The sequence below is a fragment of the Kribbella sandramycini genome (assembly GCF_013131805.1).
GTDB classification, from domain to species: domain Bacteria; phylum Actinomycetota; class Actinomycetes; order Propionibacteriales; family Kribbellaceae; genus Kribbella; species Kribbella sandramycini.
The window spans coordinates 1247756-1261670 of the sequence record NZ_JABJRC010000002.1 but is presented as its reverse complement, the minus strand read 5'-3'; the positions used below and the strand labels follow the sequence as shown (position 1 = coordinate 1261670).

General features: G+C 71.2%; 14 protein-coding genes. 10 read left to right on the top strand and 4 right to left on the bottom strand.

What is annotated here, in order from left to right; genetic code table 11:
- Positions 1-11 precede the first annotated feature (11 nt).
- Positions 12-1313, top strand: a complete 1302-nt coding sequence (locus HPO96_RS13210) for a peptidase MA family metallohydrolase (RefSeq protein ID WP_171673640.1) — start codon at positions 12-14, stop codon at positions 1311-1313.
- Positions 1314-1344: 31 nt separating this feature from the next.
- On the opposite strand, the gene HPO96_RS13205 is transcribed toward HPO96_RS13210, so the two are convergent.
- A complete protein-coding gene (locus HPO96_RS13205) occupies positions 1345-3456 on the bottom strand; it encodes a 3-hydroxyacyl-CoA dehydrogenase NAD-binding domain-containing protein (RefSeq protein WP_171673639.1) in 2112 nt (703 codons plus the stop codon).
- Between the two features lie 67 nt (positions 3457-3523).
- Entirely contained in the window at positions 3524-4723 is a 1200-nt protein-coding gene (locus HPO96_RS13200) for an acetyl-CoA C-acyltransferase (RefSeq protein ID WP_171673638.1), read from the bottom strand.
- 264 nt (positions 4724-4987) lie between these two features.
- On the opposite strand from HPO96_RS13200, the gene HPO96_RS13195 reads away from it, so the two are divergent.
- The 4 genes from HPO96_RS13195 to HPO96_RS13180 all read left to right on the top strand — a co-directional run bounded on the left by HPO96_RS13195 (position 4988) and on the right by HPO96_RS13180 (position 7351).
- The gene (locus HPO96_RS13195) at positions 4988-5656 is read left to right on the top strand and encodes a hypothetical protein (RefSeq protein ID WP_171673637.1); all 669 of its coding nucleotides are present in this window, start codon (positions 4988-4990) and stop codon (positions 5654-5656) included.
- A complete protein-coding gene (locus tag HPO96_RS13190; protein WP_171673636.1) occupies positions 5653-6321 on the top strand; it encodes a dienelactone hydrolase family protein in 669 nt (222 codons plus the stop codon). Before HPO96_RS13195 ends, HPO96_RS13190 begins: the two co-directional genes overlap by 4 nt.
- Positions 6318-6806 carry a glutathione peroxidase gene (locus tag HPO96_RS13185; RefSeq protein WP_171673635.1) on the top strand — a complete coding sequence of 163 codons (489 nt, stop codon included), beginning with the start codon at positions 6318-6320 and terminating at the stop codon, positions 6804-6806. The genes HPO96_RS13190 and HPO96_RS13185 overlap by 4 nt, the downstream gene beginning before the upstream one ends.
- Positions 6807-6868: 62 nt before the next feature.
- Positions 6869-7351 carry a VOC family protein gene (locus tag HPO96_RS13180; protein WP_171673634.1) on the top strand — a complete coding sequence of 161 codons (483 nt, stop codon included), beginning with the start codon at positions 6869-6871 and terminating at the stop codon, positions 7349-7351.
- A gap of 439 nt (positions 7352-7790) precedes the next feature.
- On the opposite strand, the gene HPO96_RS13175 is transcribed toward HPO96_RS13180, so the two are convergent.
- The gene (locus HPO96_RS13175; protein WP_171673633.1) at positions 7791-9053 is read right to left on the bottom strand and encodes an HRDC domain-containing protein; all 1263 of its coding nucleotides are present in this window, start codon (positions 9051-9053) and stop codon (positions 7791-7793) included.
- Positions 9050-9652 (bottom strand): DUF3000 domain-containing protein, encoded by a 603-nt coding sequence (locus HPO96_RS13170; protein WP_171673632.1) that lies wholly within the window; start codon positions 9650-9652, stop codon positions 9050-9052. The genes HPO96_RS13175 and HPO96_RS13170 overlap by 4 nt, the downstream gene beginning before the upstream one ends.
- Before the next feature lie 145 nt (positions 9653-9797).
- Between HPO96_RS13170 and hemE the strand changes: the two genes are divergently transcribed.
- From hemE to HPO96_RS13145, 5 genes are read left to right on the top strand one after another with little or no spacing between them, the layout of a single operon-like run.
- Positions 9798-10850 (top strand): uroporphyrinogen decarboxylase, encoded by a 1053-nt coding sequence (gene hemE / locus HPO96_RS13165; protein ID WP_420371460.1) that lies wholly within the window; start codon positions 9798-9800, stop codon positions 10848-10850.
- Positions 10837-11355, top strand: a complete 519-nt coding sequence (locus tag HPO96_RS13160) for a GNAT family N-acetyltransferase (RefSeq protein WP_171673630.1) — start codon at positions 10837-10839, stop codon at positions 11353-11355. The genes hemE and HPO96_RS13160 overlap by 14 nt, the downstream gene beginning before the upstream one ends.
- Positions 11352-12761, top strand: coding sequence for a protoporphyrinogen oxidase (hemG, locus tag HPO96_RS13155; protein WP_171673629.1), 1410 nt, complete (start codon positions 11352-11354; stop codon positions 12759-12761). The genes HPO96_RS13160 and hemG overlap by 4 nt, the downstream gene beginning before the upstream one ends.
- Positions 12758-13453, top strand: coding sequence for a hydrogen peroxide-dependent heme synthase (gene hemQ, locus HPO96_RS13150; RefSeq protein ID WP_171673628.1), 696 nt, complete (start codon positions 12758-12760; stop codon positions 13451-13453). Before hemG ends, hemQ begins: the two co-directional genes overlap by 4 nt.
- Position 13454: 1 nt before the next feature.
- Complete coding sequence (locus HPO96_RS13145; protein ID WP_171673627.1) at positions 13455-13832, top strand: VOC family protein; 378 nt, start codon at positions 13455-13457, stop codon at positions 13830-13832.
- Positions 13833-13915 lie beyond the last annotated feature (83 nt).

Sequence of the window (13915 nt, the reverse complement as noted above, 5' to 3'; positions counted from 1 at the left end):
GGGAGGGAACGATGAAGTACGGCAGGCGCGTGCTCGCGGGGGTGGCGGCGCTGGCCGTCGCGGCGACCGCGGGCGTGGTCGCGCTCCGGGACCGCGGGGAGGCGGCCGCCGGCGGCGACGGCGCGGTGGCGGTTCAGGCGCGCCGGACGCCGGGGGTGCTGACCGAGGCCGAGCAGAAGGTTCGCAAGGAGCAGGTCGACGCGCTCCTGGCGGCGCGGGCGCGGGCGGTGCTCAAAGGGGATCTGAAGTCGTTTCTGGCGGCGGTGGATCCGAAGCGGGCGCAGCTGGTCGCGCGGCAGAAGGTGCTGTTCGCGAACCTGCGGAAGTTCGGGCTGACGAAGTTGTCGTACTTCGCCGCGGACGAGCGGACCGCGCCGGAGCTGACGCAGCAGTACGGCGCCACGGCGTTCACGACCCGGGTGATGATGCGGTACCAGCTGGCCGGGCTGGATGCGAAGCCGGTGCAGACCGACCTCGGGTACACGTACGTGCCGCGGGGTGATTCGTGGCTGCTCGTCGACGACAGCGGGATCGACGGGGAGCTGAGTCCCAACGGGCACCGGCAGCCGTGGGACTACCAGGAGGTCGCCGTCGTCCGGAGCGGCAAGGTCGTCGTCGTGGTGGACAAGCGCGAGCTCGCTCTCGGGAAGAAGCTGGCGAAGGTGTCGAAGGGCGCGGTGGACGGCGTCCGGCGGCACTGGGCCGGCGGGTGGGACGGCGCGGTGATGGTGATCGCGATGGCGGAGACGCGGGTGATGTCGCTGCTGTGGGTCTCCGGCGAGGGGTCCGGGTGGACGATCGCCGCGAAGGCGGTGCCGATATTCGACGGGGAGCCGGTGGGGGCGCCGAAGTCCCCCGTTGTCAGCACGCGGATCGTGGTGAACCCCGCCGTCCGGAAGAGTCTCGAGAAGGACCTGCTGGTTCATGAGATGACGCACGCCGCCACCCAGCGGCTGGGCCGGAACGGGCCGATGTGGCTGGTCGAGGGGCTCGCCGAGTACATCCGGTGCGCGACCATCGAGGACGACCCGCACTGGACGGTCGACCCCTACCGCAAACGCGTCCGCAAAACTCTCCCCGCCATGCGCGCCCTACCCACCCAGGCCGAGTTCGCCAGCACCTCCGACTACGCCTACGGCCAGTCCTGGTGGACAGTTGCCTACCTCGTCGACCAGCTGGGCGAGAAGAAGGTCGCCGCCCTCTACCAGGCCATCGCCACCGCCAAACCCGCCGAAACCGACACCCTGCTCAAGAGACACACCGGCAAAACCCAGGCGCAGCTGCTGGCCGCCGTGCGGAAATTCAAGGGTTGAGGGGTGGGCGGGGTGCCCACCCCTCGGGGTGTTAGGCGAGGCTGGCTAGGCCCTTGGAGAGGAAGCGGTTGGCGTTCGTCTTTTCGGCGATGCCGGTGCGGTCGAGGTAGGGGGTGATGCCGCCTAGGTGGAAGGGCCAGCCGGCGCCCAGGAGGAGGCAGAGGTCGATGTCTTGGGCCTCGGCCACTACGCCTTCGTCGAGCATGATGTGGATCTCTTCGGCGAGGGCGGTGAGGACGCGGGTGCGGAGTTCGTCGGGGGTGGAGGGCTTGTCGCCGACGGTGACGAGGGCGGCGACGTCGGGGTCGACGACGGGTTTGCCCTCGGGCCAGACGTAGAAGGACTGCTTGCCGGCAGCAACTACTGCGGCGAGGTTCGCCGAGACCGCGAAGCGGTCGGGGTAGGCGCGGTTCATCGTCTCGGCGACGTGCAGGGCGACCGGGAGGCCGACCAGCTGGAGCAGGACGAAGGGCGGCATCGGGAGGCCGAGGGCGGACAGCGCCTTGTCGGCTTCGGGGATGGGGGTGCCTTCGTCGACGGCGGCGGACACCTCGCCGAGGAAGCGGGTGAGCAGGCGGTTGACGACGAACGCCGGGGCGTCCTTCACCAGCACACACGACTTCTTCAGCTTCTTGCCGACCGCGAACGCGGTGGCCAGGGTGGCGTCGTCGGTCTGGTCGGCGCGGATGATCTCCAGCAACGGCAGGACGGCGACCGGATTGAAGAAGTGGAAGCCGACGACCCGCTCGGGGTGCTCCAGGTCGGCCGCCATGTCGGTGATCGACAGCGACGACGTGTTGGTCGCGAGGATCGCGTCCGGCCGGATGATCTTCTCCAGGTCGGCGAAGATCGTCTTCTTCAGCTGCAGCTCCTCGAAGACGGCCTCGATCACGAAGTCCGCGTCGGCGAAGACCGAACGGTCCACCGAGCCGGTGACGAGCGCCTTCAGCTGGTTGGCCTTGTCGGCGCGCAGCCGGCCCTTGCCGAGCAGCTTGTCGATCTCACCGTGCACGTATCCGACGCCGCGGTCGACGCGCTCCTGGTCCAGGTCGGTGAGGACGACGGGCACCTCCAGCCGGCGCGCGAACAGCAGCGCCAACTGACCCGCCATCAGCCCCGCGCCGACGACGCCGACCTTGTTCACCGGACGCGCCAGCGACTTGTCCGGCGCGCCGGCCGGCCGCTTGGCCCGCTTGTTCACCAGGTCGAACGCGTACAGGCCGGAGCGCAGCTCCTCGCTCATGATCAGATCGGCGAGCGCCTCGTCCTCGGCCGCGAACCCACGGTCGCGGTCGTTGTCCTTGGCGGCCGCGATCAGCTCGAGCGCCTTGTACGGCGCCGGCGCCGCACCACTCACCTTCACATCGGCGAACGCCTTGCCACGCGCGACCGCCGCGTCCCAGGCGTCACCCCGGTCGATCGGCGCGCGCTCGACGACGACGTCGCCGGTCAGCACCTTCGACGCCCAGATCAGCGACTGCTCCAGGAAGTCGGCCGACTCCAGCAGGACGTCGCCGATGCCGAGTTCGACCGCTTCCGGCCCGCTGAGCATCTTGTTCTGGTTCAGCGCGTTCTCGACGACGACCTTGACCGCGTTGTCCGCGCCGATCAGGTTCGGCAGCAGGAAGTTGCCGCCCCAGCCCGGCAGCAGCCCGAGAAACACCTCGGGGGTCGACAGCATCCCGGCCGCGACCGACACCGTCCGGTACGTCGCGTGCAGCGCGACCTCGAGCCCGCCGCCGAGCGCGACGCCGTTCACGAACGCGAACGACGGCTTCCCGCCGTCCACCAGCTTGCGCAGCACCCCGTGCCCGATCTGGCCGAGCGCCAGCGCCTGCTCCCGCTCGGTGAGCTTGGGTACGCCGGTCAGGTCGGCCCCGGCGGCCAGGATGAACGGCTTGCCGGTGACGCCGATCGCGACGATCTCGTCCCGCGCCAGCGCCGCGTCGATCGCGGTGTTCAGCGAGCCCAGGCCCTTCGGCCCGAACGTGTTCGGCTTGGTGTGGTCGTGCCCGTTGTCGAGCGTGATCAGCGCCATCAGCCCGGCCTTACCCGGCAGGACGACGTCCCGCGAGTGCGCCAGCGTGACGACCTCGTCGGTCGAGAGCTCCGAAGCGCTGTCGATCAGTTCCTGCAAGCTCATTTGATCTCCTCGCTTCGCTCCGAGCTCAACTGCGCTTCATAGCTGCTCTGCAATTGGTTCACTGCGTTCACGAGGCCGCGCCTTCCCAGTTCGGGTTCTCCCAGATGACAGTTCCGCCCATGCCGAGGCCGACGCACATGGTGGTGAGGCCGTAGCGGACCTCGGGGCGCTGCTCGAACTGCGTCGCCAGCTGGTTCATCAGCCGGACGCCGGACGAGGCCAGCGGGTGGCCGTAGGCGATCGCGCCGCCGTACGGGTTGACGCGCGGGTCGTCGTCCGCGATGCCGTAGTGCTCCAGGAACGCGAGCACCTGGACGGCGAACGCCTCGTTCACCTCGAAGGCCTGGATGTCGTCGATGGTCAGCCCGGCCAGCTTCAGCGCCTTCTCGGTGGCCGGGATCGGGCCGACGCCCATCACCTCGGGCTCGACGCCGGCGAAACCGTACGAGACCAGCTTCATCTTCGGGGTCAGCCCGAGCTCGGCGGCCGCCTCGGCCGAGGCCAGCACGCAGGCCGTCGCGCCGTCGTTGATCCCGGCCGAGTTGCCCGCGGTGACCCGGCCGTGCGGCCGGAACGGCGTCTTCAGCTTGGCCAGGTCGCCGGCGGTGGTGCCCGGGCGCATCGGCTCATCGGTCGTCGCCAGCCCCCAGCCCTGCTCGGCCGAGCGGGTCGCGATCGCGACCAGGCCCGGCTGGATCAGGTCGTTGGCGTAGGCCTTGGCGGCCTTCTCCTGGGAGGCGACGGCGTACGCGTCGGCGCGGTCCTTGGTGATCGAGGGGAACCGGTCGTGCAGGTTCTCCGCGGTCGAGCCCATCACCAGCGCGGAGGTGTCGACGAGCTTCTCGGAGATGATCCGCGGGTTCGGGTCGACGCCCTCGCCCATCGGGTGCCGGCCCATGTGCTCGACGCCGCCGGCCACGACGACGTCGTACGCGCCGAAGGCGATCCCGGCGGCGGTCGTGGTGACCGCCGTCATCGCGCCCGCGCACATCCGGTCGATGGCGTAGCCGGGGGTGGTCTGCGGCAGACCGGCCAGCAGCGCGGCCGTCCGGCCGATCGTCAGGCCCTGGTCGCCGATCTGGGTGGTGGCCGCGATCGCCACCTCGTCGACCCGCTCGGGCGGCAGGTCCGGGTTGCGGCGCAGCAGCTCCCGGATGCACTTGATCACCAGGTCGTCGGCGCGGGTTTCGGCGTACTGGCCCTTGGCCTTGCCGAACGGGGTGCGAACGCCGTCGACGAACACGACATCGCGGATCTCACGGGGCACGAGAGCGCTCCTCTGGGGTAGGGAAAGCTGGCTCTAGGCTACCCGTCGGTAACCAGACTGCCAAAGCACCCCGCGGTGTGCGGCTCGTCACGGGGCGGACCGCCCCCACTCACCAACTGCCGCCGGCGGGCGGCGCCGCCGCCCGGCCGAGCGTGGACGGGAGGCCGCAGCCGGAGTTGGTGAGTGGCGGAGATCCGCCGAGCCGTGGCATCCGGGGGCGAATCGGCGCATGCTGGTGGTCTCGTACTTCTCGGGAGCTGTTCCATGAACAACTTTGATCTCGCAGTCCCGGTGCTGAGCCGGGGAAAGCACCGGAACCCGCGTAAGGGCGCGTGTTTCATGGAGTTCGCCTCGTACCTGGCCGGCGAGCCCTGGTCGGACCATCCCGCCTGTACGAACGCGCTGCTGGCCGGCGTCGCGCGGGACGTGAACGACTGTACGACGGACGCCGGGCGGGCCCGGCTCGCGCCGCTCATCCCGTCCGTGATCGGCCTGACCCCGAGCGACCCGCATGTCGTCCCGCGGGTGACCGCGCGCTGCATCCAGCATGCGCTGCCGATCGTGTCGCAGGAGCGGCAGTACATCCTCGCCGTCGCGCTGATCGTGGGGGAGCGGGAGCTCGCCGCCCTCGACGGCCGCCCGCGTGACGACCTGGAGCCGGCGTCCCGCGACGTCCTCGAGGCTGTCCCCTCGGCGACCCGGTGGGCGCGCGCCTTCACGTCGAGGTCGCACCGCGGCTCACCGGACTTCGCCCGCCGGACGGCGCCCCGCGCGGTCTCGTGCGCGGTTGAGGGCATCTCGCAGGCCTGCGTGCGCAATCCGGACGAGCGGCTGTTCGACCTGCTCTCGGCGGCGATCGACGAGACGAAGCGGTGGATGCCCGCACCGGCCCGGCCCGTCGCGACACCGGAGGTCGTACGCTTCACCGTGTGACCTTGGAGATCGACACCGGTTCCGGTTTGCTGCCCGTCCACGAGTGGGGTGACGCGGCGTCGTCCGCGCCGGGAATCCTGCTCCTGCAGGAGATCTTCGGGGTCTCGCCGTACATCGAGCAGCGTGCTGCCGACCTGGCTGCGCTCGGGTACTACGTCGTCGCGCCGGAGATCTACTGGCGGCTGGACGACGTCGACCTGGACGAGAACGCGCCCGACCTGCTCGAACGCGCGATCGGGACCGTGCAGCGCCTCGACTGGGATCAGGCCGTCACCGACTCGGCTGCCGCACTCGGCTACCTGCGTGGCCGCGACGCCAAGACCGCGCTGGTCGGCTTCTGCTTCGGCGGTGGCCTGGCCTTCAACGTGGCTGCGGTCTCGGCGACGGATGCGCTCGTCAGCTACTACGGCTCGGCGCTGCCGCAGCTTCTGCCGCTCGCGCCGGAGGTGACCGCGCCGAGCCTGCACCACTTCGGCGACGCCGACGAATACCTGCCGGTGGACGACGTCGTCGCTGGGCTGCCGGGCACCGAGATCCACCGGTACCCGGGCGCCGGGCACGCCTTCGACAACCCGATGCCGGCCTTCCATCACGCCGACGCCTCGGCGCTCGCGTGGGAACGTACGACCGAATTCCTCTCTCGCACCCTGCAAGGAGCCGCATGAGCCTGTACGACATCCCGCTGACCACGCTGACCGGCGCGCCGACGTCCCTCGGCGAGTACAAGGGCAAGACCGTCCTCGTGGTCAACGTCGCCTCGAAGTGCGGCGCGACGCCGCAGTACACCGCGCTGGAGGAGCTGCAGCAGAAGTACGAGTCGCGCGGTTTCACCGTGCTGGGCGCGCCGTGCAACCAGTTCGGCGGGCAGGAGCCCGGGTCGGCCGAGGACATCGCGAGCTTCTGCGCGACGACGTACGGCGTGACGTTCCCGATGCTCGACAAACTCGAGGTGAACGGCGACGGCCGGCACCCGTTGTTCGCGGAGCTGACCCAGGCCGCGGATGCCGCGGGCGAGGCCGGTGACGTGAAGTGGAACTTCGAGAAGTTCCTCGTCTCGCCGGAAGGGACGGTCGCGGCCCGGTTCCGGACGCAGACCACGCCGGAGTCGGCCGAGGTCGTCGAGGCGATCGAGACCCAGCTTTCGAAGTAGCGGACAAGACCTGTCCTCTTCTGCTTCTACCGTGGTGATCACCAACCACGAAGGAGCAGAACATGACGGTTTCGCCGATCCCCGCGGGCTACACCTCGATCACCCCCTGGATCCTCGGCAAGGACACCGCCGGGCTGATGAAGTTCCTCGCCGCCGCGTTCGGCGCCGAGGAACTCTTCCCGCCGGTGGCCGACGAGCGCGGGGTGATCGGGCACGCCGAGATGCGGATCGGCGACGCGGTCGTGATGATGTTCGACATGCCGGACTGGCCGCCGACCCCGGCGTTCCTGCGGCTGTACGTCGACGACGTCCCGGCCACCCTGCGGAACGCCGTCGCGGCCGGCGGCACCGTCGTCACCGAGCCGACGCACATGTTCTGGGGTGACATCGTCGCCCGTGTCCACGACCGGTACGGCAACCTCTACTGGCTGCAGAGCCGGATCGAGCTCGTCGACGAGGACGAGCTGAACCGCCGCTACACCGACCCCAAGTTCATCGACGCGATGAACTACGTCCAAAGCGCCCTCTACAAACCCGAGATCTGACCACCCGTTTGCTGGGTCAGCCAGGCATTTTGCTAGGCGGGCCAGGGAGAGTGTGGGTGGGCCAACCGCGTGCGGTGGGTTGACCCCCAACGGCGTGGGTCGACCCAGGAAACGCGGTGGCGGGGTGGGCGGGCCAGGGAAAGGGTGGGTGGGCGAACCGCGTGCGGTGGGCTCACCCCCAACGGGGTGGGCGGGCCCAGCAAATGGGGTGGGCGGGCCAGGGAAAGGGTGGGTGGGCGAACCGCGTGCGGTGGGTTGACCCCGAAGGGCGTGGGTCGACCCAGGTAACGCGGTGGCGGGGTGGGCGGGCCAGGGAAAGGGTGGGTGGGCGAACCGCGTGCGGTGGGCTCACCCCCAACGGGGTGGGCGGGCCCAGCAAATGGGATGGGCGGGCCCAGCAAAACCGTGGGTGGGTGGGCCTGGTAAGGGGGGTGGTGGGTCAGTCTAGGCGGGGGACGGGTTCGGTGGCGATGGCGTCGGTGAGGACGTCGCCGGTCAGCTCGATCTGCCAGTCGCGGGCGTGGTGGTCGCGGAGGAAGGCGGCGATCGTGGGGCGATCGGCGTCGGCCGGCGGTGACCAGGCGAGGCGGCGGATCGTGTCGGGGGAAAGCAGGTTCTCGGTGGGGAGGCGGTGCGCCTCGGCGATCTCGGCGACGGCGGCGCGGGCGGCCGACAGGCGGGCTGCGGCGTCCGGGTCGCGGTCGGCCCAGGCGCGGGCCGGTGGCGGGCCGTCGTACCGGGGGCCTTGTTTCGGCAGCTCGGAGTCGGGCAGCCAGCGGGCGTGGTCGATCGCCTCCCACCAGGTGCGCATGTGGCGGTGCGCGCCCCGGCCCTTGAAGGCGGTGAGCTTCTGCAGGGTGTCGCGGTCGGCCGGCATCGCGGCCGCGGCCTCGACGATCGCGGCGTCCGGCAGGATGCGGCCGGGGGAGATGTCGGCGGACTCCGCGATCTGGTCGCGGGCCTCCCACAAGGCGCGGACGACGGCCAGGCTGCGGCGGTTGCGGACCCGGTGCATCCCGGACGTCCGGCGCCACGGATCCGGCTTCGGCTCGCGCGGCGGCGCGGACAGGATCGCGGCGAACTCCTGCTCGGCCCACTCCCACTTGCCTTCGCGGCGCAGCTCGCCCTCGATCGCGTCCCGCAGCTCGATCAGCATCTCGACGTCCAGGGCGGCGTACACCAGCCAGGGCGCGGGCAGCGGGCGCGTCGACCAGTCGGCGGCCGAGTGCTCCTTGCGCATCCGGTAGCCGAGGACTTCGCTGACCAGCGAGGCCAGGCCGACCTTCGGGTACCCGAGCAGGCGACCGGCCAGCTCGGTGTCGAAGATCCGCCGCGGCACCATGCCGACTTCGGCCAGGCAGGCCAGATCCTGGTTGGCGGCGTGGATGATCCATTCGGCGTCGACGATCGCGTCGCCGAGCGCGGACAGGTCGCCGAACGGGATCGGGTCGACCAGGGCCGAGCCGGCGCCCTCGCGGCGCAGCTGGACCAGGTATGCGCGGTGCGAGTAGCGGTAGCCGGAGGCGCGCTCGGCGTCGACGGCGACCGGGCCGCTACCGGCGCGGAAGGCCTCGACGACCTCGGTCAGCGCCGGGTCGGTGTCGACGACGTCGGACAGGCCGTCGCGGAGTTCGAGGAGCGGCAGGTTCGCGGTCGGATCTTCCGGGACGGGCGGCTGCGGCTGGGTGTCGGCCGGGCTCATCGGCCCCGCTGACCGCGCCGGGTCGGCATCGCGACCACCCCCGGCGGAACCGGCGGCAACCCGGCCGCGGTACAGAGCACCTCGCCCCAGGCCTCGGCATGACTGGTCACGTCGACCAGGCCGCCCGCCCCGGGCACGGGGCTCCAGGACGCGCGGATCTCGATCTCCGCCGTCGCGTCGTCGTCGGCCATTCCGCCGAAACTCTCGGATACCACGCGAGTGACGGTACCGCTCGGGGCCAGGTAGTCGGCACCCCGGTCGGCCAGCGCCTCGATCAGCCACGTCCAGCCCACGCCGCCGAGCAGCGCGTCGGTCACCATCTCCGGCTCGACGGCCGCGCGCACGTACGCGACACAGCGGAAGGTCGACTGCCAGGCGTCGTTCCCGGCCGGGTCGTAGAGGACGACGAGCCGACCGGTGGCGACGTCGTCGCCGTCGATCGTCACATCGGCGCTGACCGCGGCCGCGTGCGGAGCGATCCGCTGCGGCGCGGGCATCTCCTCGACGAAGACCTCGGGCCGGAACCGAGCTCCGCGTAACTGCGTCACGGCCTCGGTGAACTCGGCGGGTGGCGCGTCGACCTGCTTGCGGGCACCCATGCTTCGCAGCCTACGACTGATTACTCTTCGACGCTGCCCTCGACGCGCCGGTAACCGGACGCGAGGGTGCCGAAAACCGGCACCGGCCGGTACCCGAACCCCGGGCCCGGAAAACCCGCGCGCCCCGGCGTGGGATCATTCGGTGGTGTCTTCCACGCCGTCGCCGACGCTTGCCCGCTCCCCGTTTCTGCTCGCCGCGCGGGGTGAGCCCGGGCCGCGCACCCCGGTGTGGTTCATGCGTCAGGCCGGGCGCTCGCTGCCCGAGTACCGCAAGGTCCGCGAGGGGACCACGATGCTCGAGTCCTGTATGCGTCCCGACCTCGTCGTCGAGATAACGCTGCAGCCGGTACGCCGTTACGGCGTCGACGCGGCGATCTTCTTCTCCGACATCGTGCTGCCGCTGAAGTCGACGGGGTTCGGCGTCGAGATCAAACCCGGCGTCGGCCCGGTGGTCGCCGAGCCGGTCCGCGACCGCTCCGGGCTGGACGCCGTCCGCCCGGTGACGCCGGCCGACGTGCCGTACATCACCGAGTCGGTGCAGCAACTGGTCGCCGAGCTCGGGGACACCCCGCTGATCGGGTTCGCCGGCGCGCCGTTCACGGTCGCGTCGTACCTGGTCGAGGGCGGGCCGAGCAAGGACCACGCGAAGACGAAGGCGCTCATGCACAGCGACCCGGAGCTGTGGCACGCGCTCGCGGACCGGCTCGCGGATGTCGCGATCGCCTACCTGTCGGTGCAGATCGAGGCGGGCGCGTCGGCGATCCAGCTGTTCGACTCGTGGGCCGGGGCGCTCTCACCGCGCGACTACGAGCGCTTCGTCCAGCCGCATTCGGCGAAGGTGTTCGACGCGATCGCGGCGTACGGCGTCCCGCGGATTCATTTCGGGGTGAACACCGGGGAGCTGCTCGGGCTGATGAGCGCCGCGGGCGCGGATGTGGTCGGTGCCGACTGGCGCGTCCCGCTCGACGAGGCGGCCCGCCGGATCGGCGGCGGCAAACCCGTCCAGGGCAACCTCGACCCGGCTCTCCTGCACGCCCCCTGGGCCGTCGTCCAGGCCGAGATCGACCGCATCCTCGCCGAAGGCCGCGCCGCCCCCGGCCACATCTTCAACCTCGGCCACGGCGTCCCTCCGGACGCCGACCCCGACGTCCTCCACCGCATCGTCACCTACGTCCAGTCGGCCAGTGCCACTTCCTGACGGCGTCCGCCTGGAGCGGCTCACCGCCGAGCACGCGGACGCCCTCCTCGCCTTCGAGCTGGACAATCGCGCCTACTTCGCCCGATCGATCGCCGACCGCGGCGACGCGTTCTTCGCCAACTTCACGGCCGTCCTGGCCGACCGCCTCGCCGAGCAGGCAACCGGCGACTGCCAGTTCCATGTCCTGGTGGACGCCGCGGGCGCGGTCGTCGGCCGCGTCAACCTGGTCGACCTCGCCAGCGGCTCTGCCGAACTCGGCTACCGCATCGCCGAGTCCGCCACCGGCCGCGGCCTCGCCACAGCCGCAGTCCGCGCCGTCGCGCGCCTGGCCGCAACCGACTACGGCCTGCACCGCCTGACCGCCGGCACGTCGTCGGCCAACGCGGCTTCCCGCGCCGTGCTGGAGCGCACCGGCTTCCGCCAGGTTCTCCCCCCGGCCGCGGAGCCGCTGGATGGGCGTACGGTCGGGCAGGTGACGTACGAGTTGGTGCTGGAGGGTTCGTGAGTCGGGTTGTGGTGGTCGGGGGCGGGATCAGTGGGTTGGCAGCGGCTCATGCGTTGGTGAGTGGGCCCAACCCGCCGCGGGTCACCGTGCTGGAGGGGTCGTCGCGGCTGGGCGGGAAGTTGCAGGGCGCCGAGATCGAGGGCGTCCCGGTCGATCTGGGGGCTGAGTCGGTGTTGGCCCGGCGGCCCGAGGGGGTCAAGCTGATCGAGGCCGTGGGGCTTGGGGATGCGGTGGTGCATCCGGCCACCACGTCGGCCGGGTTGTGGGTGGGGGATGGGATTCGGGCGATTCCGCCGACGGTGATGGGGGTGCCGGTGGAGGCGGCGGCTGCGGCTGAGGTGTTGGGGGCGGAGGCTGCGGCGGTGGTGGCTCGGGAGGGGGAGCTGGGGGCGCCGGGGCTGACGGAGGATGTGGCGATCGGGCGGTTCGTGGCCGAGCGGATGGGCGCGGCGGTGACGGACAAGCTGGTCGATCCGTTGCTGGGCGGGGTGTACGCGGGGAACGCGGACGACATCTCGATGGCCGCGGCGGTGCCGGAGCTGTACGCCAAGCTGCGGACGGCGCCGAGTCTGCTGGCGGCGACGGCCGAGCTGCGGGCGGCCGGGCAGAAGCGGGCCGGGCAGCCGGTGTTCGCGGGGATCGTCGGCGGAGTGAACCGCCTGATCACGGCGCTGGAACACGACCTGACGGCGCGCGGCGTGACGATCCAGCGCGGCCTCGCCGTCCGCCGGATCTCGCGAACGCCCGACGGGTTCGTCCTCGAAGCGGGCCCGGTGCCCGCGCCGACGTACCTGACCGCGGACGCCGTGATCGTGGCGGCCCCGGCGGCGCCCGCGAGCCGGATGCTGGCCGGATTGGTGCCGTCGGCATCGACCGAGCTGGCCGCGATCGAGTACGCGAGTATGGCGATCGTCACGCTCGCGGTCCGCAAGGCCGATTGGCCGCAGTCCGCGACCGGCTCCGGGTTCCTGGTGCCGTCGGTCGAGGGCCGGACGATCAAGGCGTCGACGTACTCGCACGCGAAGTGGCAGTGGTCGAACGAGGCCGGGGGAGAGCTCGCCGTACTGCGCGCCTCGGTCGGCCGGCTCGGCGAGGAGTACGTCCTGCAACGCTCCGACCAGGAGCTGGTCCGCCTCGCGGCCGCCGACCTGCGCCAGGCGATCGGCCTGAACACGCCCGTCGTCGGTTCGCTCGTGACGCGCTGGGGCGGCGGCCTCCCGCAGTACGCCGTCGGCCACCTCGACCGCGTGGATCGGGTCGAGCGGGCGGTCGGAGAGATCCCCGGCCTGGCCGTCTGCGGCGCGGCGTACCGGGGGGTCGGGATCGCCGCCTGCGTGGCCTCGGGTGTGAAAGCGGCCACCCGGGTGCGTGGTTTCACCGATTCATTGGAGACAATGGCGCCGTGACGGACAAGCCGAAGGCGCGCGAGCTGAACAATGTGATCCGCTACACGATGTGGTCGGTCTTCAAGGTGGAGACCCCGCTCGGGGACGCGGACCGCGACGAGCTGACCGCGGAGCTCACCGAACTGGTCGGCAAACTCGCGGCCGACGACGTGGTGATCCGCGGGATCTACGACGTCGAGGGCTTCCGCGCCGACGCCGACTTCCTGGTCTGGTGGCACGCGCCGACGTCCGACGCGTTGCAGCAGGCGTACCACGCGCTGCGCCGCTCGCGGCTGGGCCGGCACCTCGCGCCGATCTGGTCGCAGCTCGCGCTGCACCGCCCGGCCGAGTTCAACAAGAGCCACATCCCGGCGTTCCTGGCCGACGAGGAGCCGCGCGGCTACGTCTGCGTCTACCCGTTCGTCCGGTCCTACGAGTGGTACCTGCTGCCCGACGAGGAGCGCCGCTTCATGCTCGCCGAGCACGGCAAGATGGCCCGCGGCTTCCCCGACGTCCGGGCCAACACGGTCGCGTCGTTCGCCCTCGGCGACTACGAGTGGATGCTCGCGTTCGAGGCCGACGAGCTGCACCGCATCGTCGACCTGATGCGGGAGCTGCGCGCCTCGACCGCGCGCCGGCACGTCCGCGAAGAGGTGCCGTTCTACACCGGCAAGCGGACCGAGCTGGGCGAGCTGATCGCGAACCTGGCCTGACATGCCGGGTAAAGCGTTCCCGGTCCTCTACGTGACCAGCGTCCGGCGGTCGGTGGAGTTCTACGCCCTGCTCGGCTACGAGACCAGATACCAGTTCCCGCTCGAGGGCGACCCGCATTACGTCGGCCTCGACCGCGGCGACTCCTCCCTCGGGATCGCCGACTCGAACTGGCCCGAGGCCCAGCTGGGTATCACCGTCGGCACGGCCCCGCGGTTCGAGCTGTTCGTGTACGTCGACGACGTCGAGGCCGAGGTGGAGACGTTCCGCGCGGCCGGCTACACGATCCTGCAGGAGCCGGCCACGATGCCCTGGGGCGAGCGCCAGGCCTACCTGGCCGACCCCGAGGGCAACCCGGTCGCTCTGGCCACCCCGATTTAGGGGGTGACTCTCGGCCCCACGCCTACTGCGGGGCACTCGGCACAGCACCTCGCCGCAAGGGTGCACAGGTGACGATGCTCCGC

Bases quoted from the DNA above. Each gene is read 5' to 3' on its own strand.
- HPO96_RS13210 (WP_171673640.1), top strand. From the start codon at position 12: ATGAAGTACGGCAGGCGCGTGCTCGCGGGGGTGGCGGCGCTGGCCGTC.
- HPO96_RS13180 (WP_171673634.1), top strand. From the start codon at position 6,869: ATGACGGTTTCGCCGATCCCCGCGGGCTACACCTCGATCACCCCCTGG.
- HPO96_RS13175 (WP_171673633.1), bottom strand. From the start codon at position 9,053: ATGAGCCCGGCCGACACCCAGCCGCAGCCGCCCGTCCCGGAAGATCCG.
- HPO96_RS13195 (WP_171673637.1), top strand. From the start codon at position 4,988: ATGAACAACTTTGATCTCGCAGTCCCGGTGCTGAGCCGGGGAAAGCAC.
- HPO96_RS13145 (WP_171673627.1), top strand. From the start codon at position 13,455: ATGCCGGGTAAAGCGTTCCCGGTCCTCTACGTGACCAGCGTCCGGCGG.
- HPO96_RS13170 (WP_171673632.1), bottom strand. From the start codon at position 9,652: ATGGGTGCCCGCAAGCAGGTCGACGCGCCACCCGCCGAGTTCACCGAG.
- HPO96_RS13205 (WP_171673639.1), bottom strand. From the start codon at position 3,456: ATGAGCTTGCAGGAACTGATCGACAGCGCTTCGGAGCTCTCGACCGAC.
- HPO96_RS13185 (WP_171673635.1), top strand. From the start codon at position 6,318: ATGAGCCTGTACGACATCCCGCTGACCACGCTGACCGGCGCGCCGACG.